This window comes from Ensifer canadensis (genome assembly GCF_017488845.2).
GTDB lineage: Bacteria > Pseudomonadota > Alphaproteobacteria > Rhizobiales > Rhizobiaceae > Ensifer > Ensifer canadensis.
In genome coordinates, this window is the sequence record NZ_CP083370.1 from 1,510,246 (window position 1) to 1,531,771 (window position 21,526).

General features: G+C 60.9%; 17 protein-coding genes and 1 riboswitch. Of the genes, 10 read left to right on the forward strand and 7 right to left on the reverse strand.

Features of this window, described 5'->3' with window-relative positions; genetic code table 11:
- Nucleotides 1-36: 36 nt before the first annotated feature.
- Nucleotides 37-2,811: a DNA gyrase subunit A gene (gyrA, locus tag J3R84_RS07465; protein WP_025427097.1), complete on the reverse strand. Its 2,775-nt coding sequence runs from the start codon at nt 2,809-2,811 to the stop codon at nt 37-39.
- A 334-nt stretch (nt 2,812-3,145) separates the two neighbouring features.
- Here gyrA and J3R84_RS07470 point away from each other — a divergent pair, with 334 nt between their 5' ends.
- Nucleotides 3,146-3,775 carry a MarC family protein gene (locus J3R84_RS07470; RefSeq protein ID WP_025427098.1) on the forward strand — a complete coding sequence of 210 codons (630 nt, stop codon included), beginning with the start codon at nt 3,146-3,148 and terminating at the stop codon, nt 3,773-3,775.
- A gap of 264 nt (nt 3,776-4,039) precedes the next feature.
- Here the strand turns inward: J3R84_RS07470 and J3R84_RS07475 are convergent, their stop codons facing one another.
- Nucleotides 4,040-4,588, reverse strand: coding sequence for a single-stranded DNA-binding protein (locus J3R84_RS07475; RefSeq protein ID WP_025427099.1), 549 nt, complete (start codon nt 4,586-4,588; stop codon nt 4,040-4,042).
- A gap of 280 nt (nt 4,589-4,868) precedes the next feature.
- Here J3R84_RS07475 and uvrA point away from each other — a divergent pair, with 280 nt between their 5' ends.
- The 5 genes from uvrA to J3R84_RS07500 all read left to right on the forward strand — a co-directional run bounded on the left by uvrA (nt 4,869) and on the right by J3R84_RS07500 (nt 14,786).
- A complete protein-coding gene (uvrA, locus tag J3R84_RS07480; RefSeq protein ID WP_203528609.1) occupies nt 4,869-7,790 on the forward strand; it encodes an excinuclease ABC subunit UvrA in 2,922 nt (973 codons plus the stop codon).
- 44 nt (nt 7,791-7,834) lie between these two features.
- Entirely contained in the window at nt 7,835-8,308 is a 474-nt protein-coding gene (locus tag J3R84_RS07485; protein ID WP_057208748.1) for a GNAT family N-acetyltransferase, read from the forward strand.
- Nucleotides 8,309-8,343: 35 nt separating this feature from the next.
- The gene (locus tag J3R84_RS07490; RefSeq protein ID WP_025427102.1) at nt 8,344-9,147 is read left to right on the forward strand and encodes a DUF72 domain-containing protein; all 804 of its coding nucleotides are present in this window, start codon (nt 8,344-8,346) and stop codon (nt 9,145-9,147) included.
- A gap of 684 nt (nt 9,148-9,831) precedes the next feature.
- Nucleotides 9,832-13,635, forward strand: coding sequence for a vitamin B12-dependent ribonucleotide reductase (locus J3R84_RS07495; RefSeq protein ID WP_203528608.1), 3,804 nt, complete (start codon nt 9,832-9,834; stop codon nt 13,633-13,635).
- Between the two features lie 716 nt (nt 13,636-14,351).
- Nucleotides 14,352-14,786 (forward strand): GNAT family N-acetyltransferase, encoded by a 435-nt coding sequence (locus J3R84_RS07500; protein WP_025427104.1) that lies wholly within the window; start codon nt 14,352-14,354, stop codon nt 14,784-14,786.
- Nucleotides 14,787-15,011: 225 nt separating this feature from the next.
- Here J3R84_RS07500 and J3R84_RS38465 read toward each other — a convergent pair whose 3' ends face one another.
- Together J3R84_RS38465 and J3R84_RS07505 are read right to left on the reverse strand one after the other, a co-directional pair.
- On the reverse strand, nt 15,012-15,140 hold the full coding sequence (locus J3R84_RS38465; RefSeq protein WP_255569869.1) for a hypothetical protein: 129 nt from the start codon (nt 15,138-15,140) through the stop codon (nt 15,012-15,014).
- Between the two features lie 393 nt (nt 15,141-15,533).
- A complete protein-coding gene (locus J3R84_RS07505; protein WP_025427105.1) occupies nt 15,534-15,776 on the reverse strand; it encodes a hypothetical protein in 243 nt (80 codons plus the stop codon).
- 253 nt (nt 15,777-16,029) lie between these two features.
- Between J3R84_RS07505 and J3R84_RS07510 the strand changes: the two genes are divergently transcribed.
- Both J3R84_RS07510 and J3R84_RS07515 read left to right on the forward strand, forming a co-directional pair.
- On the forward strand, nt 16,030-16,950 hold the full coding sequence (locus J3R84_RS07510) for a DnaJ C-terminal domain-containing protein (RefSeq protein WP_025427106.1): 921 nt from the start codon (nt 16,030-16,032) through the stop codon (nt 16,948-16,950).
- Nucleotides 16,947-17,261, forward strand: a complete 315-nt coding sequence (locus J3R84_RS07515; RefSeq protein ID WP_057208621.1) for a chaperone modulator CbpM — start codon at nt 16,947-16,949, stop codon at nt 17,259-17,261. The genes J3R84_RS07510 and J3R84_RS07515 overlap by 4 nt, the downstream gene beginning before the upstream one ends.
- Here J3R84_RS07515 and J3R84_RS07520 read toward each other — a convergent pair.
- Nucleotides 17,225-17,692, reverse strand: a complete 468-nt coding sequence (locus J3R84_RS07520) for a nuclear transport factor 2 family protein (protein WP_025427107.1) — start codon at nt 17,690-17,692, stop codon at nt 17,225-17,227. The genes J3R84_RS07515 and J3R84_RS07520 overlap by 37 nt on opposite strands.
- A gap of 432 nt (nt 17,693-18,124) precedes the next feature.
- Between J3R84_RS07520 and J3R84_RS07525 the strand changes: the two genes are divergently transcribed.
- Nucleotides 18,125-18,481, forward strand: a complete 357-nt coding sequence (locus J3R84_RS07525; RefSeq protein WP_025427108.1) for a hypothetical protein — start codon at nt 18,125-18,127, stop codon at nt 18,479-18,481.
- A 28-nt stretch (nt 18,482-18,509) separates the two neighbouring features.
- Here the strand turns inward: J3R84_RS07525 and J3R84_RS07530 are convergent, their stop codons facing one another.
- Both J3R84_RS07530 and J3R84_RS07535 read right to left on the reverse strand, forming a co-directional pair.
- Nucleotides 18,510-19,496 carry a copper chaperone PCu(A)C domain-containing protein gene (locus J3R84_RS07530; protein ID WP_025427109.1) on the reverse strand — a complete coding sequence of 329 codons (987 nt, stop codon included), beginning with the start codon at nt 19,494-19,496 and terminating at the stop codon, nt 18,510-18,512.
- A gap of 95 nt (nt 19,497-19,591) precedes the next feature.
- Nucleotides 19,592-19,975, reverse strand: a complete 384-nt coding sequence (locus J3R84_RS07535) for a hypothetical protein (protein ID WP_057208627.1) — start codon at nt 19,973-19,975, stop codon at nt 19,592-19,594.
- 161 nt (nt 19,976-20,136) lie between these two features.
- Nucleotides 20,137-20,224: riboswitch (glycine riboswitch) on the forward strand.
- Between the two features lie 146 nt (nt 20,225-20,370).
- Between J3R84_RS07535 and gcvT the strand changes: the two genes are divergently transcribed.
- Nucleotides 20,371-21,510 carry a glycine cleavage system aminomethyltransferase GcvT gene (gene gcvT / locus J3R84_RS07540; RefSeq protein ID WP_203528607.1) on the forward strand — a complete coding sequence of 380 codons (1,140 nt, stop codon included), beginning with the start codon at nt 20,371-20,373 and terminating at the stop codon, nt 21,508-21,510.
- Nucleotides 21,511-21,526: the final 16 nt, after the last annotated feature.

Sequence of the window (21,526 nt, forward strand, 5' to 3'; positions counted from 1 at the left end):
CGATCGGCGGGCTTTTCAGTCGGTTGGAGCCGCCTATCAGGCTTCGGCTTCCGGCGTTTCCGGTGCGCCGTTTTCGGCTGCCACCAGGTCCTCGCCTTCTTCGTCACCTTCCGGTTCGCTGATGCGCTCGACCGAGACGACCTTTTCGTCCTTGGCCGTCGAGAAGATCGTCACGCCCTTGGTGGCGCGGCTGGCAAGCCGGACGCCATTGATCGGCACGCGGATCAACTGGCCGCCATCGGAAACGAGCATGATCTGATCGTTGTCTTCGATTGGGAAGGCCGCGACGAGTACGCCGATCTCCGTCGTCTTCGAGGTGTCGGTGGCGCGGATGCCCTTGCCGCCACGACCCGAGGTGCGGAAATCGTAGGACGACGAACGTTTGCCAAAGCCCTTCTCCGAAACCGTCAGAACGAACTGTTCGCGCGCCTTCAGCTCTTCGTAGCGCTCGTTGGTGAGTTCGCCACCTTCGGTGACTTCCTCGCCGACCAGAGCGATTTCTTCTTCCTCGCCGTTCGTGCGCCGCTCGGCGGCTGCGCGCTTCAGGTAGGCCGCCCGTTCCCATGGCTCAGCATCCACATGGCCGAGGATCGCCATCGAGATGATGCGGTCGCCGTCACCAAGGTTGATGCCGCGGACGCCGATCGAGTTGCGGCCGGCAAAAACGCGCACGTCGTCGACCGGGAAGCGAATGCACTGGCCGAGCGCCGTCGTCAGCATGACGTCGTCATGCTCGGTGCAGGTGTCGACCGAGAGGATCTCGTCGCCATCCTCCTCCAGTTTCATCGCGATCTTGCCGTTGCGGTTGACCTGGACGAAGTCGGACAGTTTGTTACGGCGCACCGTGCCGCGCGTCGTCGAGAACATGACGTCGAGGTTTTCCCACGTCGTTTCGTCCTCGGGCAGCGGCATGATCGTCGTGATGCGTTCGCCGGGTTCAAGCGGCAGCATGTTGATCAGTGCCTTGCCGCGCGATTGCGGCGTGCCGATAGGCAGGCGCCAGACCTTCTCCTTGTAGACGATGCCACGGGAGGAGAAGAACAGAACCGGCGTATGAGTGTTGGCAACAAATAGCCGGGTAACGAAATCCTCGTCCCTGGTTGCCATGCCGGAGCGGCCCTTGCCGCCGCGGCGCTGCGCGCGATAGGTGGTCAGCGGCACGCGCTTGATGTAGCCGAGATGCGAGACGGTCACGACCATGTCTTCGCGGGCGATCAGGTCCTCGTCGTCCATGTCGGGACCGCCTTCGGCGATCTCGCTGCGACGCGGCGTGCCGAACTCCTCGCGAACGGCGGTGAGTTCGTCCTTGACGATGGTCATGATGCGGAGACGCGACGACAGGATATCGAGGTAATCCTTGATTTCCTCGCCGATCTTGTTGAGTTCGTCGCCGATTTCGTCACGACCAAGCGCAGTCAGGCGCTGCAGGCGCAGGTCGAGAATGGCGCGCGCCTGCTCTTCCGACAGGTTGTAGGTATTGTCTTCGTTGATCCGGTGACGCGGGTCGTCGATCAGCCGGATGAGGCTGTCGACGTCATGCGCCGGCCAACGGCGCTCCATCAACTGTTCGCGCGCGGTCTGCGGATCGGGCGCATGCCGGATCAGCTTGATCACTTCGTCGATGTTGGCAACCGCGATGGCGAGACCGACCAGGACATGCGCACGGTCGCGCGCCTTGCGCAGCAGGTACTTCGTTCTCCGGCTAACGACTTCCTCGCGGAACGAGACGAAGGCGCGCAGCATGTCGAGCAGCGTCATCTGCTCCGGCTTGCCGCCGTTGAGCGCCACCATGTTGCAGCCGAAAGACGACTGCAGCGGCGTGTAACGGTAAAGCTGGTTCAGGATGACGTCGGCATTGGCGTCGCGCTTGAGTTCGACGACGACGCGGTAGCCCTGACGGTCCGATTCGTCGCGCAGATCCGAGATGCCTTCGATGCGCTTATCGCGCACCAGTTCGGCCATCTTCTCGATCATCGTCGCCTTGTTCACCTGGAAGGGAATCTCGGTGATGATGATCTGCTCGCGGTCACCGCGCATCGGTTCGATATGGGCACGACCGCGCATGATGACCGAACCGCGGCCGGTCTCGTAGGCCGAGCGGATACCCGAGCGGCCGAGGATGAGCGCACCGGTCGGGAAGTCCGGCCCCGGGATGATTTCCATCAGCTCCGGCAATTCGATCGCCGGGTTGTCGATCAGCGCCATACAGCCGTTGATGACTTCGACGAGGTTGTGCGGCGGAATGTTGGTCGCCATGCCGACCGCGATGCCGCCGGCGCCGTTGACGAGCAGGTTCGGGAACTTCGCGGGCACCACCACCGGCTCGCTCATCGTGCCGTCGTAGTTGTCGCGGAAATCGACCGTTTCCTTGTCGAGGTCGTCGAGCAGCGAGTGCGCTGCCTTCTGCAGGCGGCACTCGGTGTAGCGTTCTGCCGCCGGCGGGTCGCCGTCGACCGAGCCGAAGTTGCCCTGGCCGTCGATCAGCGGCAGCCGCAGCGACCAATCCTGGGCCATACGTGCCAGCGCATCGTAGATCGCCGAATTGCCGTGCGGGTGGTATTTGCCCATCACGTCCCCGGTGACACGGGCGCATTTGACGTACTTCTTGTTCCAGTCGATGCCGAGTTCGCTCATCCCGTAGAGGATGCGGCGATGAACGGGTTTCAGGCCGTCACGCACGTCTGGAAGCGCGCGGCTGACGATGACGCTCATGGCGTAATCGAGATAGGACCGCTGCATTTCCTCGATGATGGAAATCGGCTCGATGCCTGGCGGAGTCTTTCCGCCGCCGGGAGTGCTTTGCTCAGTCAATTGTGATCACGATCTTTGTTCAGAATCAGTCGGATATTTATAGCCGAATGCGCCTGGAAGCGCCAATTTTGGCCCGTGGTTGTGAACAGTCTTTTGCCGTCGGAACAGGCTTTTCTAGGGCATTGCAGCGGAAATCGGAAGTGCTGGCGACAAAGTCGGCTGCCCGGCCTGAACGGCTGTGAGAAGGTTCCGTCACATCCTCATTAAGCTATTGCTCAAGCTTTGGCCACCGACCCCTTCCCAAGCCCCCTCCGCTTGCCTAACAATGCCGATCTGCCACCGGGAAAACTCGGGGCGCGCGCGCACGCACGCGACAATCCGGAAGGGGAAACGGATGTTCAATGTCGACCTCCTGGTCAACGCACTCACCACCCTGCTCGTCACGCTCGATCCGCCGGGGCTCGCCCCGATCTTCCTGAGCCTCACCGTCGGCCTCAGCCGGCAGGAACGCTTTCAGGTCGCCACACGCGGCTCGCTGATCGCCTTCTTCATCCTTGCCGCCTTCGCCGTCTTCGGTAACGGCATTCTCGGCCTGCTCGGCATATCCATCGGTGCCTTCCGCATCGCCGGCGGTCTGCTGCTGTTCTGGATTTCCTTCGAGATGATCTTCGAGAAGCGTCAGGAGCGAAAGGAAAAGACCGGCGAAAACGCCACCACCAAGGACCACATCCACAATATCGCGGTGTTCCCGCTTGCCCTGCCGCTGATTGCCGGGCCGGGCGCGATCTCCGCGACGATCCTGCTTGCCGGCTCGTTCCCGACGGCGGTCGAGCGCACGCAGCTGTTGATCGTCATCGCGCTGTCGATGGTCAGTCTTTTCCTGGCGCTTGTCATCGCCGAACGCATCGACCGTTTTCTCGGCGTCACCGGCCGGGCAATCCTCACGCGCCTGCTTGGGGTCATCCTGGCGGCACTTGCAGTCCAGTTCGTCGTCGACGGCGTGAAATCGGCAATGGCGGTCTGAGGGGCCATCGGGACGTTTGAGCGCTTCCGCTTTGGATAGAGTTGCGGAAGCGTCCCGTCTCCTGGTCATACGCACTTCCGGACGGAAAACCGCTTCGCACTTTTCCTGGAAATGCTCCAACCGACAGAAACGTTCATTCGAACGCAAAAAGGGCCGGTTTCCCGGCCCTTTTTCAATGTCACGATATTGCCATTAAAGGCCCGTGCCGTTCCAGTCTGCTCACCAAAGGGCGTCCGCAACTGAAAATCGCCGTGTTCGCGTGGCTCAGAACGGGATGTCGTCGTCGAGATCGCGCGAGAAGTTGCCGCCACTCTGGCTGCCCTGACCACCCTGGCCGCCGCCGGAGCGACCGCCGCCGGAGGACTGGCGCGGCTGCTGATCGTAGTCGTCGTAGCCGCCGCCAGCGCCGCCACCGAAATCGCTGGAGCCGCCACGGCCGGCGCCGGAGCCGCCGCCCTCGCCGCGACCATCAAGCATGGTCAGCGTCGAGTTGAAGCCCTGCAGCACGATTTCGGTCGAGTAACGATCATTGCCCGTCTGGTCCTGCCATTTGCGGGTCTGCAGCGCGCCTTCGATATAGAGCTTCGCGCCCTTCTTGACGTATTGCTCGACGACCTTGCACAGGCCTTCGTTGAAGACGACGACGGTGTGCCATTCGGTCTTTTCCTTGCGCTCGCCGCTGTTGCGGTCACGCCAGGTTTCCGATGTGGCAATGCGCAGGTTGGCGATCGGCCGGCCGTCCTGCGTGCGCCGGATTTCCGGGTCCGCCCCGACGTTTCCGACCAAGATCACCTTGTTGACGCTACCAGCCATATTGCTTTTCCCGTGGTTTTGCCGCGCCGCCGGCACGGCTTTCGAATTTCAAGAACGCGTATCTTAGCGGTCCGCTGCCGCGGATACGCCCCGCATCATACATAATCCACAACAGATTTAGTCGATTTGCGTGTTGTTTGTTCTTTCTTTGTTCTAATATTTCCCTATGATCCTGTCAACCGAATCGAAATGGCCACCAGTTTTGCCGATTGCGCCTCGACATGGGCGTTAGCGTCATTACATAGGGGGCTTTCAACCGACATGCAAAAGCTGGCTTCCGATGAGCGAACTCAAGACCATCTCCATTCGTGGCGCGCGCGAGCACAATCTCAAGGGCATCGATCTCGATCTGCCGCGCAACAAGCTGATCGTGATGACAGGGCTTTCCGGCTCCGGCAAGTCGTCGCTCGCCTTCGATACGATCTATGCCGAAGGCCAGCGTCGCTACGTTGAGAGCCTGTCTGCCTATGCGCGCCAGTTCCTCGAGATGATGCAGAAGCCGGATGTCGACCAGATCGACGGCCTGTCGCCGGCAATCTCGATCGAGCAGAAGACGACCTCGCGCAACCCGCGCTCGACGGTCGGCACCGTGACCGAGATCTACGACTACATGCGCCTGCTGTTTGCGCGCGTCGGTGTGCCCTATTCGCCGGCGACCGGCCTGCCGATCGAAAGCCAGACAGTCAGCCAGATGGTCGACCGTGTGCTCGCCTTCGGCGAAGGCACGCGTCTTTATATTCTTGCGCCGCTCGTGCGCGGCCGTAAGGGCGAGTACAAGAAGGAACTCGCCGAACTGATGAAGAAGGGCTTTCAGCGCGTTAAGGTCGACGGCACCTTCTACGAGATCGCCGAGGTTCCTGCCCTCGACAAGAAGTACAAGCATGACATCGACGTCGTCGTCGACCGTGTCGTCGTGCGGCCCGATCTCGCCTCGCGGCTTGCTGACAGCTTGGAAACATGCCTGACGCTGGCCGACGGTCTCGCCGTTGCCGAATTCGCCGACAAGCCGCTGCCGCCGGAAGAAACCGCGGCCGGTGGCTCGGCCAACAAGTCGCTCAACGAAACCCATGAGCGCGTGCTGTTTTCGGAAAAGTTCGCCTGCCCGGTCTCCGGCTTTACGATTTCCGAGATCGAGCCGCGCCTGTTCTCATTCAACAATCCCTTCGGTGCCTGCCCGACCTGCGATGGCCTCGGCAGCCAGCAGAAGATCGACGAGGCGCTGATCGTACCAGAGCATAACAGGACGCTGCGTGATGGCGCGATCGCGCCTTGGGCCAAATCGTCGTCGCCCTATTACAACCAGACGCTGGAAGCGCTCGGCAAGGTTTTCGGATTCAAGCTCGGCAATCGCTGGAGCGAACTGTCCGTCGACGCGCAGAAAGCCATCCTGCACGGCACCGAAGAGAAGATCGTCTTTCATTATGAAGACGGCGCTCGCTCCTACAACACCACCAAGAATTTCGAAGGCATCGTGCCCAACCTCGAGCGCCGCTGGAAGGAAACCGACAGCGCCTGGGCGCGCGAGGAGATCGAGCGCTATATGTCGGCTGCCCCCTGCCCGGCCTGCGCTGGCTTCCGCCTGAAGCCGGAGGCGCTCGCCGTCAAGATCGACACGCTGCATATCGGCCAGGTCACCGAGATGTCGATCCGCATCGCACGGGACTGGTTCGAGGCATTGCCGGGACATCTCAACACCAAGCAGAACGAGATCGCCGTTCGCATCCTCAAGGAGATCCGCGACCGCCTGCGGTTCCTCAACGATGTCGGTCTCGAATATCTCAGCCTGTCGCGCAACTCCGGCACGCTGTCGGGTGGTGAAAGCCAGCGTATTCGCTTGGCATCGCAGATCGGCTCTGGTCTGACGGGCGTGCTCTACGTGCTCGACGAACCGTCGATCGGCCTGCACCAGCGCGACAACGCCCGCCTGCTCGAGACGCTGCGCCATTTGCGCGACATCGGCAACACGGTCATCGTCGTCGAGCATGACGAGGACGCTATCCTGACGGCCGACTATGTCGTCGACATCGGCCCGGCCGCCGGCATCCATGGCGGCGAGGTCATCGCCCAGGGTTCGCCTGCCGACGTGATGTCCAATCCGAAGTCGCTGACCGGCAAGTATCTCTCCGGTGAACTGTCGGTTGCCGTCCCGAGCGAACGCCGCAAGGCGAAAAAGAAAAAGGAAATCACCGTCGTCGGTGCACGCGCCAACAACCTGAAGAACGTCACGGCGTCCATTCCGCTCGGCATTTTCACCGCGGTTACGGGCGTGTCCGGTGGCGGCAAGTCCACCTTCCTGATCGAGACGCTCTACAAGGCCGCCGCCCGCCGTATCATGGGCGCGCGCGAAAACCCGGCCGAACACGATCGCATCGACGGCTTCGAGCACATCGACAAGGTGATCGACATCGACCAGTCGCCGATTGGCCGCACGCCGCGCTCAAACCCGGCGACCTACACCGGTGCCTTCACCCCGATCCGCGACTGGTTTGCCGGTTTGCCGGAAGCCAAGGCCCGCGGTTACCAGCCCGGTCGCTTCTCGTTCAACGTCAAGGGTGGGCGCTGCGAAGCCTGCCAGGGCGACGGCGTCATCAAGATCGAGATGCACTTCCTGCCGGATGTCTACGTCACCTGCGACGTCTGCCACGGCAAGCGCTACAACCGCGAAACGCTGGACGTGCATTTCAAGGGCAAGTCGATCGCCGATGTGCTCGACATGACCGTCGAGGAAGGCGTGGAGTTCTTTGCTGCCGTTCCCGCAGTGCGCGACAAGCTGGTGACGCTGAACCAGGTGGGGCTTGGCTATATCAAGGTCGGTCAGCAGGCAAACACGCTCTCGGGCGGCGAAGCCCAGCGCGTCAAGCTCGCCAAGGAACTGTCGAAGCGCTCCACCGGACGCACGCTCTATATTCTCGACGAACCGACAACCGGCTTGCATTTCCACGATGTGGCAAAGCTTCTTGAAGTTCTGCATGAACTCGTCAACCAGGGCAATTCGGTCGTGGTCATCGAGCACAATCTCGAGGTGATCAAGACGGCCGATTGGGTCATCGACTTCGGTCCCGAAGGTGGCGACAGCGGCGGCGAAGTCATCGCCAAGGGCACGCCGGAGGATGTCGTCAAGGAGCCGCGTTCCTATACCGGCCAGTTCCTGAAGGAGCTTTTGGAGCGTCGTCCGATGAAAAAGGTTGAGGCGGCCGAGTGAGCGTCTCGGGCAATAGGCGGAGCGACACCGTCGCCGGCTTCGCGATGATGCGGCCGGCGACGCTAGATGACCTGCCCGCCGTGCGGGATATCACCGTTGCCGCCTACGCGCCTTATACCGACCTGCTCGGTGGACTGCCTTTGCCGGTTACCGAAGATTACGTGCCTCGCATCGCCCGCGAAGAGGTCTGGATCCGTGACGATGGCGATGCGGTTTCTGCGATTGCCGTTTTCGAACGGCATGCGGATCATCTTTTGATCTTCAGCATTGCCGTTGCGCCCTCCTTCCAGCGTCAGGGGCTAGGGAGCGAGCTGTTGCGGTTTGTTGATGCACAGGCGGAGGAATGCGGCGTGGCAGACGTGCGGCTCTATACCAATGCGCGGATGGAGCGAAACATCGCGCTTTATCGTGCCTATGGTTTTCAAGAAACGGGTCGCCGCCCGAACCCCTATCGGCCAGGGTGGACGCTGGTGGATATGGCCAAGCCCGCGGGGCAGATGGCGTCCGAACGAAACTAGTTGCGGCTTGAATTCGCCGCCATGAGGAGGATGGGATGACGAAATCCGGAAAGATCCGCGTTGGTATCGGCGGTTGGACCTTCGAGCCTTGGGAGGGCACGTTTTATCCCGACAGCCTGTCGAAGAAGCGCCAGCTCGAATTTGCCGGCAAGGAGTTGCGAGCGATCGAGGTCAACGGCACCTATTATTCATCGCAGAAGCCGGAAACTTTCGCCAGGTGGGCAGCCGAAGTCCCTGATGATTTCATCTTCTCGCTGAAGGCCAGCCGCTTCGTCACCAATCGCAAGGTTCTGGCCGAAGCTGGTGAATCCATGCAGAAATTCCTGACGCAGGGGCTGACAGAATTAGGACCCCATCTCGGGCCGATCCTGTGGCAGTTCGCGCCGACGAAGAAGTTCGAGCCGGAAGATTTCGAAGGCTTCCTCAAACTTTTGCCGGAAAAGCAGGACGGTCTGCCGCTGCGCCACGTCGTCGAAGTGCGCAATCCAACGTTCCAGGCGCCCGAGTTCGTCGACCTGCTGGAAAAATACAAGGTGGCCATCGTTCTGGCAGAACATGCGGACTATCCGATGATCGCCGATGTCACTGCCGATTTCGTCTATCTGCGCCTGCAGAAGGGCAGCGACGATATCAAGACCTGCTATGCCGCCGACAAGCTTGATCTCTGGGCGGATCGCGCGAAAACCTTTGCCGCCGGCGGGGAGCCGGGTGATCTCGCCAAGAACGCGCCCGATCGCAAGGCAAAGAAGGAGCCGCGCGATGTCTTTGCCTTCTTCATCACCGAGGGCAAGGTGAACGCGCCGAATGGCGCGCGTGAGCTGCAAAAGCGCGTTGATTGATGTCAAGTTCAGGCGCGGGGGACCTTCCCGCGCCTCTCCACGCGACCCTAATTGCTCACCCCCAAAACCTGAAAACGAATCAATTTGTAGTGCCCCTCACATCGGCGTTGGTTGTGCAATCGCGGTTGCCCCTGGGGATGCTATTTATGTGCTTTTTTACCCTTCAAAAATTTGATTTTTCGCCTGCCGCTGCGGCAGTGTCACAGGCAACCTGCCGAAGTGCCTGATTTACAAGGCATTGGCCGCTGTCCCCGTTTTCCACAGCCGATCCACACAACATCTAGCGCTCAAACTTCCGTCACAAACCACCCCTTGACGCCTTGGGACGATTCACGGTTAATGGATTTCACGTTGCGACGGCGGCGGACCGGATTGTTTTGAGCCCGGTTCATTTCACGAAATCGTCGGTTCTGACATGCGGCAAACGCGGGTTCCCCGCTTGAGCCGCAGTGAGGAATCCTGTGCGCTTTTTCGGGCCCGCTTGAGCAACTTTTGGCTGGCATAAAGAAGCTGTTGATACTATATTTAGTGTTTGCAGGCAGCCTATCTCACAAGATACAGGGTCACCCAGATCTGGGTTTCCCTTCATGGATGGAAGCTGAGACTGGCTGCGGAATGCCTCCGCGGTCGGGCGGGGACACTTGCGCCTGTGGCGGGCGCTCGCAACACGAAGGACACGGGATAATGCTGATCGAACGTCGTTTCACCAAGGCTGGGCAATCCGCCTATGCGGAGATCGAATTCCGCAAGGCTACGAGTGAAATCAAGAATCCCGACGGCTCGATCGTGTTCCGTCTGGCCGATATCGACGTGCCGGCCCAGTTCAGCCAGGTTGCCGCCGATATCCTTGCCCAGAAGTATTTCCGCAAGGCCGGCGTGCCGGCGAAGCTGAAGCGCGTCGAGGAGAATGATGTCCCCTCCTTCCTCTGGCGCTCGGTTCCCGACACGGATGCGCTGAAGGCGCTGCCGAAGGACGAACAGTACGGTTCCGAAACCGATGCCCGTCAGGTTTTCGATCGCCTGGCCGGTACCTGGGCCTACTGGGGCTGGAAGGGCGGCTATTTCGCCAGCGAAGAAGACGCCTCCGCCTTCCGTGACGAACTTGCTTATATGCTCGCCACCCAGCGCGTTGCGCCGAACTCCCCGCAATGGTTCAACACCGGCCTGCATTGGGCCTATGGCATCGACGGCCCCGGCCAGGGCCACTTCTATGTCGATCCCTTTACCGGCAAGCTGACCAAGTCCAAGTCGGCTTACGAACACCCGCAGCCGCACGCCTGCTTCATCCAGTCGGTTGCCGACGACCTCGTCAACGAGGGCGGCATCATGGACCTGTGGGTGCGTGAAGCGCGCCTGTTCAAGTATGGCTCCGGCACCGGCTCCAACTTCTCGCATCTGCGCAGCGAAGGCGAAAAGCTCTCGGGCGGCGGCAAGTCCTCGGGCCTGATGTCCTTCCTGAAGATCGGCGACCGCGCAGCCGGCGCCATCAAGTCGGGCGGCACCACCCGTCGCGCCGCCAAGATGGTCGTTGTCGATATCGATCACCCGGATATCGAGGAATACATCAACTGGAAGGTCAAGGAAGAGCAGAAGGTTGCAGCGCTCGTCACCGGCTCGAAGGTCGTCGCCAAGCATCTGAAGGCGATCATGAAGGCCTGCGTCAACTGCGACGGCACGGACGACGCCTGCTACGACCCGAAGCAGAACCCGGCGCTCAAGCGCGAGATCCGCGCTGCCAAGCAGTCGCTGGTGCCTGAAAACTACGTCCAGCGCGTCATCCAGTTCGCCAAGCAGGGTTACAAGGACCTTGAGTTCAAGACCTACGACACCGACTGGGATTCGGAAGCCTATCTCACGGTTTCGGGCCAGAACTCGAACAACTCCGTCTCGATCAAGGACGACTTCCTGCGCGCCGTCGAAGCTGATGGCGACTGGCACCTGACCGCCCGCAAGGACGGCCGGGTGATGAAGACGCTGAAGGCACGCGACCTCTGGGAGTCGATTTCCTACGCCGCATGGGCGTCGGCCGATCCGGGCCTGCACTTCAACACGACGATGAACGACTGGCACACCAGCCCCGCCGCCGGTCCGATCCGCGCGTCGAACCCGTGCTCGGAATACATGTTCCTCGACGACACCGCCTGCAACCTCGCCTCGCTGAACCTGATGATGTTCAAGGACGCGGCGACGAAGCGCATCAACATCGCCGATTACGAGCACGCCGTGCGTCTGTGGACCGTCGTTCTCGAAGTTTCGGTGATGATGGCGCAGTTCCCGTCCCGCGAGATTGCCGAACTGTCCTACGAATACCGCACGCTCGGCCTTGGCTATGCCAATATCGGCGGCCTTCTGATGTCGTCGGGCATTCCCTATGACTCGACCGAGGGCCGCGCCATTGCCGGTGCGTTGACGGCGATCATGACCGGCGTTTCCTACGCCACGTCGGCGGAAATGGCGGCCAAGCTCGGTCCGTTCCCGGGCTTCGCGCCGAACCGCGACAACATGCTGCGCGTCATCCGCAACCACCGCCGCGCCGCTTACGGCGAGACGACGGGCTATGAAGGCCTCTCGGTCAACCCGGTTGCGCTGATCCATGGCGAAAACCCCGACCAGGACCTCGTCATTCACGCCATGAGCGCCTGGGACAAGGCGCTGGAACTCGGCGAGAAGCACGGCTACCGCAATGCCCAGGCAACCGTCATCGCGCCGACCGGCACGATCGGTCTTGTCATGGACTGCGACACGACTGGAATCGAGCCCGATTTCGCGCTGGTGAAGTTCAAGAAGCTCGCCGGTGGCGGCTACTTCAAGATCATCAACCGCGCCGTTCCCGAGGCTCTGCGTTCGCTCGGTTACTCCGAGAGCCAGCTTGCCGAGATGGAGGCCTATGCCGTCGGCCATGGCAACCTCAACCAGGCGCCTGCCATCAACCCCTCGACGCTGAAGGCCAAGGGCTTCACCGATGAGAAGGTCGAGGCCGTCAACGCTGCCCTGAAGTCGGCCTTCGATATCAAGTTCGTCTTCAACCAGTGGACGCTCGGTGCGGACTTCCTCAAGGGTGCGCTGAAGGTTACCGACGAGCAGCTCGCCCAGATGGACTTCAACCTCCTGGAGCACATGGGCTTCTCGAAGAAGGACATAGAAGCGGCCAACATCCACGTCTGCGGTGCGATGACGCTCGAAGGTGCGCCGTTCCTCAAGAACGAACACCTGCCTGTCTTCGATTGCGCCAACCCCTGCGGCAAGATCGGCAAGCGTTACCTCTCGGTCGAAAGCCACATCCGCATGATGGCTGCCGCCCAGCCGTTCATCTCGGGCGCCATCTCCAAGACGATCAACATGCCGAACGAGGCGACCGTCGAGGATTGCAAGAACGCCTACATGCTGTCGTGGAAGCTGGCGCTGAAGGCCAATGCGCTCTATCGCGATGGTTCCAAGCTGTCGCAGCCGCTCAATGCCTCGCTGATCGAAGACGAGAATGACGAGGATGCGCTGGAGGATCTGATCCAGGCGCCGGCCGCTGCCCAGGCCGTGACCATCACGGAGAAGATCGTCGAGCGCGTCATCGAGAAGGTGATCCGCGCCCGCGAAAAGCTGCCGAACCGCCGCCAGGGTTACACCCAGAAGGCTGTCGTCGGCGGTCACAAGGTCTACCTGCGCACCGGCGAATTCGGCGATGGCCGCATCGGCGAGATCTTCATCGACATGCACAAGGAAGGCGCTGCCTTCCGGGCGATGATGAACAACTTCGCCATCGCCATCTCGCTCGGCCTACAATATGGCGTGCCGCTCGAAGAATATGTGGAGGCCTTCACCTTCACCAAGTTCGAGCCGGCCGGCATGGTGCAGGGCAACGACGCGATCAAGAACGCGACGTCGATCCTAGACTACGTCTTCCGCGAACTGGCCGTGTCCTACCTCGGCCGTCACGATCTGGCCCATGTCGACACGTCCGACTTCAGCAACACGGCGCTCGGCAAGGGTATCCAGGAAGGCAAGACGAACCTGATCTCCACCGGCTGGACCCGCGGCTACAAGCCGACCATCGTCGGCGGCACGGCTGATCGCACCAGTGAGCCGAAGGGTTCGGCGACAGCAGCCCCTGCCCGCGCCTCCTCCAGTGCAACGGTAACCTCGATTGCCGGCAACACCGTCCGCAAGATCGAACAGACAACGTCGATCGCAACTTCTGAAATCGTTGCCTTCAAGCGCGACTACGAAGAGCGCGCCGCCGAACTTGCCGAAGAGATCCCCGAGGAAACATTCGAGACGGTAACGGAAGTGACGGCTCTGTTCTCCGACAAGGCGGCCGCAGAAGCGGCATCGGCCAAGTCGGACGCCAAGAAGCTCGAAGCCGAACGCCGCGCCCGCTCGATCATGCAGGGTTACACCGGCAACATGTGCTCCGAGTGCCAGAACTTCACAATGGTGCGCAACGGCACCTGCGAGAAGTGCGACACCTGCGGCGCCACCAGCGGCTGCAGCTGATCAGCTACGACACTGAAGCCACGTGGTGTAAGATGCGTGCAGTGAGACATTGAAGAAACAAAAGGCGCTCCTTAGAGCGCCTTTTGTGTTGGGGCAGGCTCCGGATTTCTGCCTGACCTTGCTTCCCGCATTTGAAACGTTACGGATTTGGTTTCTCTCTGACAGGAGAGGCAGGTGTAATGAGTGCATTCCGTCTATTGCTACTGCTGCCGCTTGTCTTGCCGGCTAGCTGCGCCTACCCGATTTGCAAGCAACTGAAGCCGGCAGCTCGTGTCTCCGTCCACGACACCAGCGAGGTCCCGATTGCGGGCGCGAAGGTGCATCTTTGGACAATTGTTCATCCTCATAATCGCCGCGGACTTGCCGAGGTGACGGAGACGGACGCATCAGGAATCGCACGCTTTCATAAGAAGGTGAATGGCGTGTTGAGGCGCTGGTCGTGCATGGCTACGACGTGTTCTCTTGGCGGTGGTGTGTCGCCAAACCCGGCTACGAGACGCGCCATCTCAGTTACGATGAGTGGCTCAGCACCAAATCGCCGATCGTCCTACGAGAAGGCGTATCGCAACCGTGTAAGGCGCCAGAGCCGTCGGGATGAAACACTTGGCAGCCAGCACAGATTATGTATCTGTTGCGGCTAGAGAGGCACCGCCGACCGTCGCAATTGTGCATCCGCAGTCTTTACCCATTCGCCCCGCTTATCTGGCTCGTTCCAAATGACAGCCCCCATCATCGACATCACCCTCGAAGATCCGAGCAAGGATGATCTGCGTGCGATCGTCACGACGCTTGACGCCTATAACGATGCGCATAGCGGCATGGTCGATCAGCCCGGTTTTGCCGTCTTCATTCGGGATCCCGAAACGAAGGCGGCAATCGGCGGGCTCTATGCGACCGATGGCTATGGCTGGGCTTTCATCCGCTATCTCGCCATACCGGAAAACCTTCGCGGCCAAGGTCTGGGACAGCGACTGATCGCCGAGGCGGAGAAGATCGCGCGGGATCGCGGCTACATCGGCCTATGGCTCGATACGTTCGAATTCCAGGCGCGGCCTTTTTACGAAAAGCTGGGTTTTGTGGTTTTCGGCCAGCTGGAGGGCGCGCCGGGCGCAATAGCGCGTTACTTCCTGAAGAAGCGGTTTGAGAATTAGCCGACAGCCAAAGACAGGTGGCATGCAGCTTCGCTGCGTATGATCAATGCGGGATGGATCAGTTACGGAGAGCGCCGCAGAGTTGTGGCGCGTCGACAAGAGTTCTGCCGTTCTTGGTGCGAGTGTTGCTTCGGTTGATCGGTGCGTGGGAGAGCGCAACCGTGCAACCGAAGCCTTTTTGGTGAAAAGCCCACTTCCATGGGATTTCAGGCTGCCTTCACCGGATTATTTCGGTGTAACGATGCCCTGGTAATAGTCGCCGTCGCCGCTGACATAATTCACACCACCGCCGCCCGTGGTTTGCGCACAGGCCGCCAAGGTGGAGAGAACGAGTAGCAACATCGCAGTTTTCATAGGCATTTGCTCCTTCAGCGTCGTTTGATCTTCGGCCGTGCGCTACGCCGAAGCGACGCATGACGATTTGACCCGCCAATTCTATGATACTCAACCGGGCATCTATCAAGGGCATTGATTGTTTAAAGCTAATTTGTGCTTGCCTGTGATGTGTTCAACGTCTGCGCGCATATTGGGCGCGGCAAATCGTTGGCGCTTTTGCACTCACAAGGGTGAGCGGGGCAAACAGCAGCACGCTTCTTTCAGCTTCTACAGCGCCGCGCGTCTTAGACGCGCAAAGGTCGCTGTAGCACTTTGAATTGCTGCAGGTTTTTATCCTTAAAACGAATAGGATTTAAGGAAACATGCAGTAGAACTCAGCCGCCTGCCCCTGGGAAAAGCCGAGGCGAAGGTTCACGTCGACAGGTGTTTGCCCGGCTGCTCGCGCTCCCGCCAGTAACGCAGCCTGAGGCGTGGAGCCATCAGCCAGGCGATGAAAGGCGTGAGGATGAAACATGTGACGACCACGACTGGCAGAGAATACTTGGCGTTGTCGGCGAGCACCGGGATGGAAAGCACGATCACCGCACCGATGCCGAAGAGCACGGCGTTGATCATCAGTCCAACCATGATGGCAAGTTGCAGGCGCACGGACATGTCGGCCTCCGTTGAAAAACCACCCAATGGGAACGCTGCCTTTTTCGAATGGTTCCGAAATCCCGATTGTAGCAGAAACGGCCTACTCGCGAAATGAGAGCACAAACCGGCCGCGGTTCGTTTTCTCCCTGTCGTTTCCGCACGGGTGCCCTATGCTTGTAGTCAAGCGACCGATCACCCGATTGGATTGGGATATGTGAGCTGTACCGCACAGCCCGATCCACTGCCGATCGCTTCAGTTTGAGGGAGACCCATGCCGAGCAGTCCATACGAAACCCTGGGCGTCAGCCGGGACGCCAAGCAGAAAGATATTCAGAGCGCCTACCGCAAGCTTGCCAAGAAACTACATCCCGATCTCAACCCCGGGGACAAGGGAGCCGAGGATCGCTTCAAGTCAGTTTCGGCCGCTTATGCGCTCTTAAGCGACGAGGAGAAGCGCGGCAAATACGATCGCGGCGAGATCGACGAAACCGGCGCGGAAACGGCGCCTCGGAACTTCTACCGCGATTATGCCGGCGCCAACGACACCGCCGGTCGCTACGAAAGCGCTCACGGCTTTTCGGATTTCGGCGATTCGGACGATATTTTCTCCAACTTCTTTTCTCGTCGTGGTCGGGGCCAACAATCGATGCGCGGGCGCGATGCACATTTCTCGATGGAGATCAGTCTGCTCGAGGCGGTCAATGGTGCCAAGAAGCAGATCAGCCTGCCGGGGGGCGGGCCGGCCCTTGATCTGACGATTCCGCCGGGCACACGCGACGGCCAGACGTTGCGCCTGCGCGGCAAGGGAGAGCCCGGCTCCAACGGCGCGGCTGCCGGTGACGCGCTGATCGACATCCGTGTGCGGCCGCATCCGCTGTTCCAGGTGGATGGTGAGGATGTGCGCTATGAGATCCCGATTTCGCTGAGCGAAGCCGTGCTTGGCGGCAAGATCCGCGTTCCGACCATGGATGGCGCCGTCAACGTCACGATCCCGCCGAACTCCAACACCGGCAAGGTCTTGCGGTTGAAGGGTAAGGGCATGCGCAAGCCGGGCGGTGGCCACGGCGATGCCTATGTGACGCTGAAGATCACGCTTGCGCCGCAGGCCGATCCGGCGCTCGCCGCCTTCGTCGAGGGCTGGGCAGCCGGAAAGGCGGAGGATCCACGCAAGAACCTGGGAGGCAACGCATGAACGACAGCGAGTTTTGCGAACACCTCGAAATCGAGGTCACGGTGCTACGGGTCTGGGTCGAGCAGCGCTGGCTTGTGCCGCGCCATGCCGACAGAGGTTGGATATTCGAAGACGATGATCTTGCCCGCGCCCGCCTGATCCAGGACCTGACTGGCCCCATGGGCGTCAACGACGACGGCGTCGACGTCGCCATGCAACTGCTCGATCAGATTCACGGCCTACGCGGCCGGTTGAGTGCGTTGATGACGGCAATCCGCAGCCAGGATCCGGATATTCAGAGGCTGATACTGTCTCGTGTGGACGACGAATAATCCACCGCGATCGCCGGCATCGCGACAAGACCGACGGTTTCGGCAACAAGCAAGGTGTCGACGAATTCCGTCAGGTCAGCCATCCGGTCGTCGCTGAAGCTGAACCTGTCCAGGATTTCCGTATCGAACCATGTGTCGGAAGGAACGAAGCGGATGGGCCCAACCCGATGGGCGTAAACCGTGTTACCGTCGACGTCGAGCTGAACCGTCTTCATCTGGCTCAAATCCCAGGCGTCGACCAGGCCGCGAAAAGCGGAGCGCACTGCTTCCGGATTGCTGACCTTCTGGGTCATGGCCCCAAGACGGCCGCTACCGACGATACGGAAGCTGAAGGTTGGATGCAGACAGGCCAGCATGGCCTCAAGGTCGTTGGCATCGCGCGCTGCATAGAGCGAGTGCACGGTTTGCTCGAGCGCGGTGCGATCTGGCATCAAATTGCTCCCTTGTGAAATCTGGGCACGCCTTTTGTATCCGGGGTGAGTGTGCGCGTATTTAAGGCATGTCGCAAGTATATGCGAAGGCTGCAGTACAACCTCAGCCTGGCGTTCGTCTTTGCTGGCCTGTGGTGGCAACGCCTGCCGTCGCCCGGGCGACTGACCCAAGCGTCGAGGCAAAGAGAGCAATCAGGGTGGTCTTCAACCTGTGCGTTCCCCCGTCGGGGATGCCCGAAGTGTCCGGCCTTCATGCCCGAGGGATGGATCGCATGGGCGCATCCCGACATAGACTCTTCGAAAACCGATCCGCACCGCCCTTAGAAGCAATCGTTAGGATTCGACTAAAAGGCGACCGCCAATTTTCACCCAGCTTCAAGCGAAACAGCGCAAAAAGGAAAGGATTAATAGCAAGGAAGGCAGGGGAACAAGGTGGTACAGGTCGTCACGGTATCCGCGACCACAGCGGCTTATGCGGCGGAAGCCGTCAAGCCGAAGGCGCGCGTGTCCGGCGATGGCCCGGCCGATGAGGCGATCACCTTGCTTTCGACCCGCCGTTCCAGCGAGCCGACGATCACCCAGGCATCTATTCCCAAGATGAAGGGCGCCCTGCCCCTGTCGTTGATGCTGATGAGCGCCGATGGCCGCCTGCCGCAGCAGAGCGAGGCGGAAACGCTACGCCGATATCTCGAATACATGCGCGACGACGGGGACATGCCAGAATGGCGCGAAAACGAAAGCCGGCAGGAAGATCCCGCCGGCCAAGAGGATGAGAACGGCGCCGCCTGAGGCAAAGCCCTTCGTCTCATCAGGTCCTTCAGTGGTGCTTGTGCCCGCCGGTTGCCGCAGCGCCGCCGGCCGCCGTTCCCACGGCAAGCGTGGCATCGACCTTGCCAGCCTTCTCGAAGACCAGCGTAACCGGCACGGTTTCACCCTCGGCAAACGGCTTCGACACCTGCATGAACATCAGATGCAGGCCGCCGGACTTGAGCTCGACGGTCTCGCCGGCCGGGATGGCAACGCCGTCATCGAGCTTGCGCATCTTCATCACGTCGTTTTGCATCGCCATTTCGTGGATCTCGACGCGACCCGCGACCGGGCTCTCGACTGCGACCAGGCGATCGTCGGCGCTGCCGCCGTTCTTGATCGTCAGGAAGCCGCCGCCAACCTTGGCGCCCGGCAGCATCGCCTTGGCCGCGCCGCCAAAGATTTCAAGGTCGCCCAGCTTGACCGGGCCGTCCGTGGCCATCTGCCCGCCGTGTCCGGCATGCTCGTCGCCACCGGCGGCAAGCGTCACCGTCACCGTGGGCGCCGGGCTCTTCAGGTCATGGGCGCTCTGCCCCTCGGCTGCTACCTCGTCCCACACCACCTTGCCGTCCGTGCCGCACAGCTGAACCGTCGGGAAGGCAAGCACGGTTTCCTTGTCGAAGCCCGAGATCTTACCTTTGACGACGAAGGTATCGTAGAACTCTTCGGGCAGATTGCCGCCCTTCCAGCGGATCTCGATTGGGCCGGAAGAGACCTTCTCGCCGTGATTGTCATAGGTCTTCTGGTAGTCGCCCTTGATGATCTCCAGCTCCCAACCCGGTTTCGGCTGCGGCTTGGCGAAGACGAAGCCTTCCGGCAGCTTCATCTGCACCTCGGTCGTTGCCTTGCCATCGCAACCGTGCGGAACCTGCAGCACCGCCTTGAAGCTCTTTTCGGATTGCGCGCTGTCGGTTTCGAACGTCGCATGGGCGTGGGCGACGCCAGCGGTTGAAAGCGCCAGGCCGAGGGAAAATATAGTCAGTGCGGTCTTGTTCATGTCGTACACTCCTGACCACGTGCCGGTCAGAGCCCGGTTCTGTCGTGGTCGATGCCGCCATCGCGGCGCATTGAAATTGAATGCGTGGGGAAGCGTTACGACTGGTGGGGAGGTCCGCGCGGCGGCGGCAGAAGGCGCAGATGCCGGACGGTAATTTCGTCTTGCGCGCGGTGCAAATCGGCAAGCCAGTTGCCGGTCTCGGCGCGTTCGCTATGTTGCGGCGGCGTCGGCAGCAGGGCAGCCACCGCAAGCCGGCAGGCCTCGCAGACCGGCGCCATCGATGGCGATTTGCCGTTGTCGATGCCATCCATGCCGAAGCAGATATCGGCGATGGTGCCATCGGGTAGCTGATAGGCTGCGATCTCTGCAGGCGTCAGGCTTTTTGCCATCGCCGGCTTGTGGGCGAAGGACAGGAAAACAAGCGCGAAAGCGGCGACGATGCGCACAGCGATCCGCAAATGTCCCTTACACCTAGTCATTGTCGTCCCCGGTATCGATCCTGAGTTATCCTCAAGCGGAGGAGAATGCAAAGACAGAATTGACGCACCCCCAGTCCGGCGATGGGAAGTGCTGCGACAAAAATGTGTTTGACCGCGACACCGCCCCCTTGCCAAGTTCACAGGTTCGCCGTTATTTGGAGGCGATCTTGTTGGGAGAAACCGGTTCGTTCCGGTGCCGAAGGAGCAACCGCCCCGGAAACTCTCAGGCCAAAGGACCAGCAAGGTGCCGGTAGGACTCTGGAGAGAAGCGTTTTTTTGCGCTCGCCGAAGGGATAACAATCTCAGGCAAAGGGACAGAGGGGGCTCGAATTTGACGGCGTTTGACGCCGGAAGTGTGAGCCGGCGCGCGTGCGCGCCAGACCTGGAGGCCGGAGTTGAAAGAGATTTCCCATTTGAAACATACGCCGCTGCATGCGTTGCATCTGTCGCTGGGTGCCCGCATGGTGCCCTTTGCCGGCTACGACATGCCGGTCCAGTACCCTGACGGCGTGATGAAGGAGCACCTGCATACGCGCACCGCGGCAGGTCTGTTCGACGTTTCTCACATGGGCCAGGTCATCGTTCGGCCAAAGTCCGGCAAGATTGAGGACGCAGCGCTGGCGCTGGAAAAGCTGGTGCCCGTCGATGTGCTCGGCCTTGGTGAAGGCCGGCAGCGCTATGCGATCTTCACCAATGCCGAAGGCGGCATTCTCGACGACCTGATGATCGCCAACCGCGGCGACCACCTCTTCCTGGTGGTCAACGCCGCTTGCAAGGATGCCGATTTCGAGCACCTGAAGAAGGGCCTCGCCGACACCTGTGAAGTCACGATGCTCGACGACCGTGCGTTGATCGCGCTGCAGGGCCCCCACGCAGAAGCAGTTCTTGGCGAATTGTGGGCCGATGTTTCGGCCATGCGCTTCATGGATGTCGCCGAAGCCGACCTGCACGATGTAGCCTGCATCATCTCCCGGTCCGGCTATACCGGCGAAGACGGTTTCGAGATTTCCATTCCCTCGGTATCGGCCGCCGACGTCACGCAGCGGTTGCTCGAACACCCTGATGTCAAGCCGATTGGCCTTGGCGCGCGCGATTCGCTGCGTCTCGAAGCCGGACTTTGTCTCTATGGCAACGATATCGATACTTCGACCACACCGGTCGAGGGCGCGATCGAGTGGGCGATGCAGAAGGCGCGGCGCGCCGGCGGTGCCCGCGAGGGCGGCTTTCCCGGTGCGGACCGGATTCTTGGCCAGTTCGCAGACGGCGCCAAGCGCCGTCGCGTCGGCCTGAAGCCAGAGGGCCGCGCGCCCGTGCGCGGTGGTGCCAATCTTTTTGCCGACACCGAGGGCAAGACGCTCGTCGGCAAGGTGACTTCGGGCGGCTTCGGCCCCACCGTCGATGGCCCGATTGCCATGGGCTATGTCGACGCCACCCATACCGACAACGGCACGACGGTTTATGCGGAGGTGCGCGGCAAATATCTGCCGGTCGTCGTCGCCGCCCTGCCCTTTGTCAAACAAACCTACAAACGCTGATCAGGAGAGAGCGCAA

Coding starts and splice junctions, on each gene's coding strand:
- J3R84_RS07520 (WP_025427107.1), bottom strand. CDS start 17,692: ATGCCAGATCGCACCGCGCTCGAGCAAACCGTGCACTCGCTCTATGCA.
- J3R84_RS07510 (WP_025427106.1), top strand. CDS start 16,030: ATGCCGAGCAGTCCATACGAAACCCTGGGCGTCAGCCGGGACGCCAAG.
- J3R84_RS07515 (WP_057208621.1), top strand. CDS start 16,947: ATGAACGACAGCGAGTTTTGCGAACACCTCGAAATCGAGGTCACGGTG.
- uvrA (WP_203528609.1), top strand. CDS start 4,869: ATGAGCGAACTCAAGACCATCTCCATTCGTGGCGCGCGCGAGCACAAT.
- J3R84_RS07485 (WP_057208748.1), top strand. CDS start 7,835: ATGATGCGGCCGGCGACGCTAGATGACCTGCCCGCCGTGCGGGATATC.
- J3R84_RS07505 (WP_025427105.1), bottom strand. CDS start 15,776: ATGTCCGTGCGCCTGCAACTTGCCATCATGGTTGGACTGATGATCAAC.
- J3R84_RS07495 (WP_203528608.1), top strand. CDS start 9,832: ATGCTGATCGAACGTCGTTTCACCAAGGCTGGGCAATCCGCCTATGCG.
- J3R84_RS07500 (WP_025427104.1), top strand. CDS start 14,352: ATGACAGCCCCCATCATCGACATCACCCTCGAAGATCCGAGCAAGGAT.
- J3R84_RS07535 (WP_057208627.1), bottom strand. CDS start 19,975: ATGACTAGGTGTAAGGGACATTTGCGGATCGCTGTGCGCATCGTCGCC.
- J3R84_RS07490 (WP_025427102.1), top strand. CDS start 8,344: ATGACGAAATCCGGAAAGATCCGCGTTGGTATCGGCGGTTGGACCTTC.
- J3R84_RS38465 (WP_255569869.1), bottom strand. CDS start 15,140: ATGAAAACTGCGATGTTGCTACTCGTTCTCTCCACCTTGGCGGCCTGT.
- J3R84_RS07475 (WP_025427099.1), bottom strand. CDS start 4,588: ATGGCTGGTAGCGTCAACAAGGTGATCTTGGTCGGAAACGTCGGGGCG.
- J3R84_RS07530 (WP_025427109.1), bottom strand. CDS start 19,496: ATGAACAAGACCGCACTGACTATATTTTCCCTCGGCCTGGCGCTTTCA.
- J3R84_RS07470 (WP_025427098.1), top strand. CDS start 3,146: ATGTTCAATGTCGACCTCCTGGTCAACGCACTCACCACCCTGCTCGTC.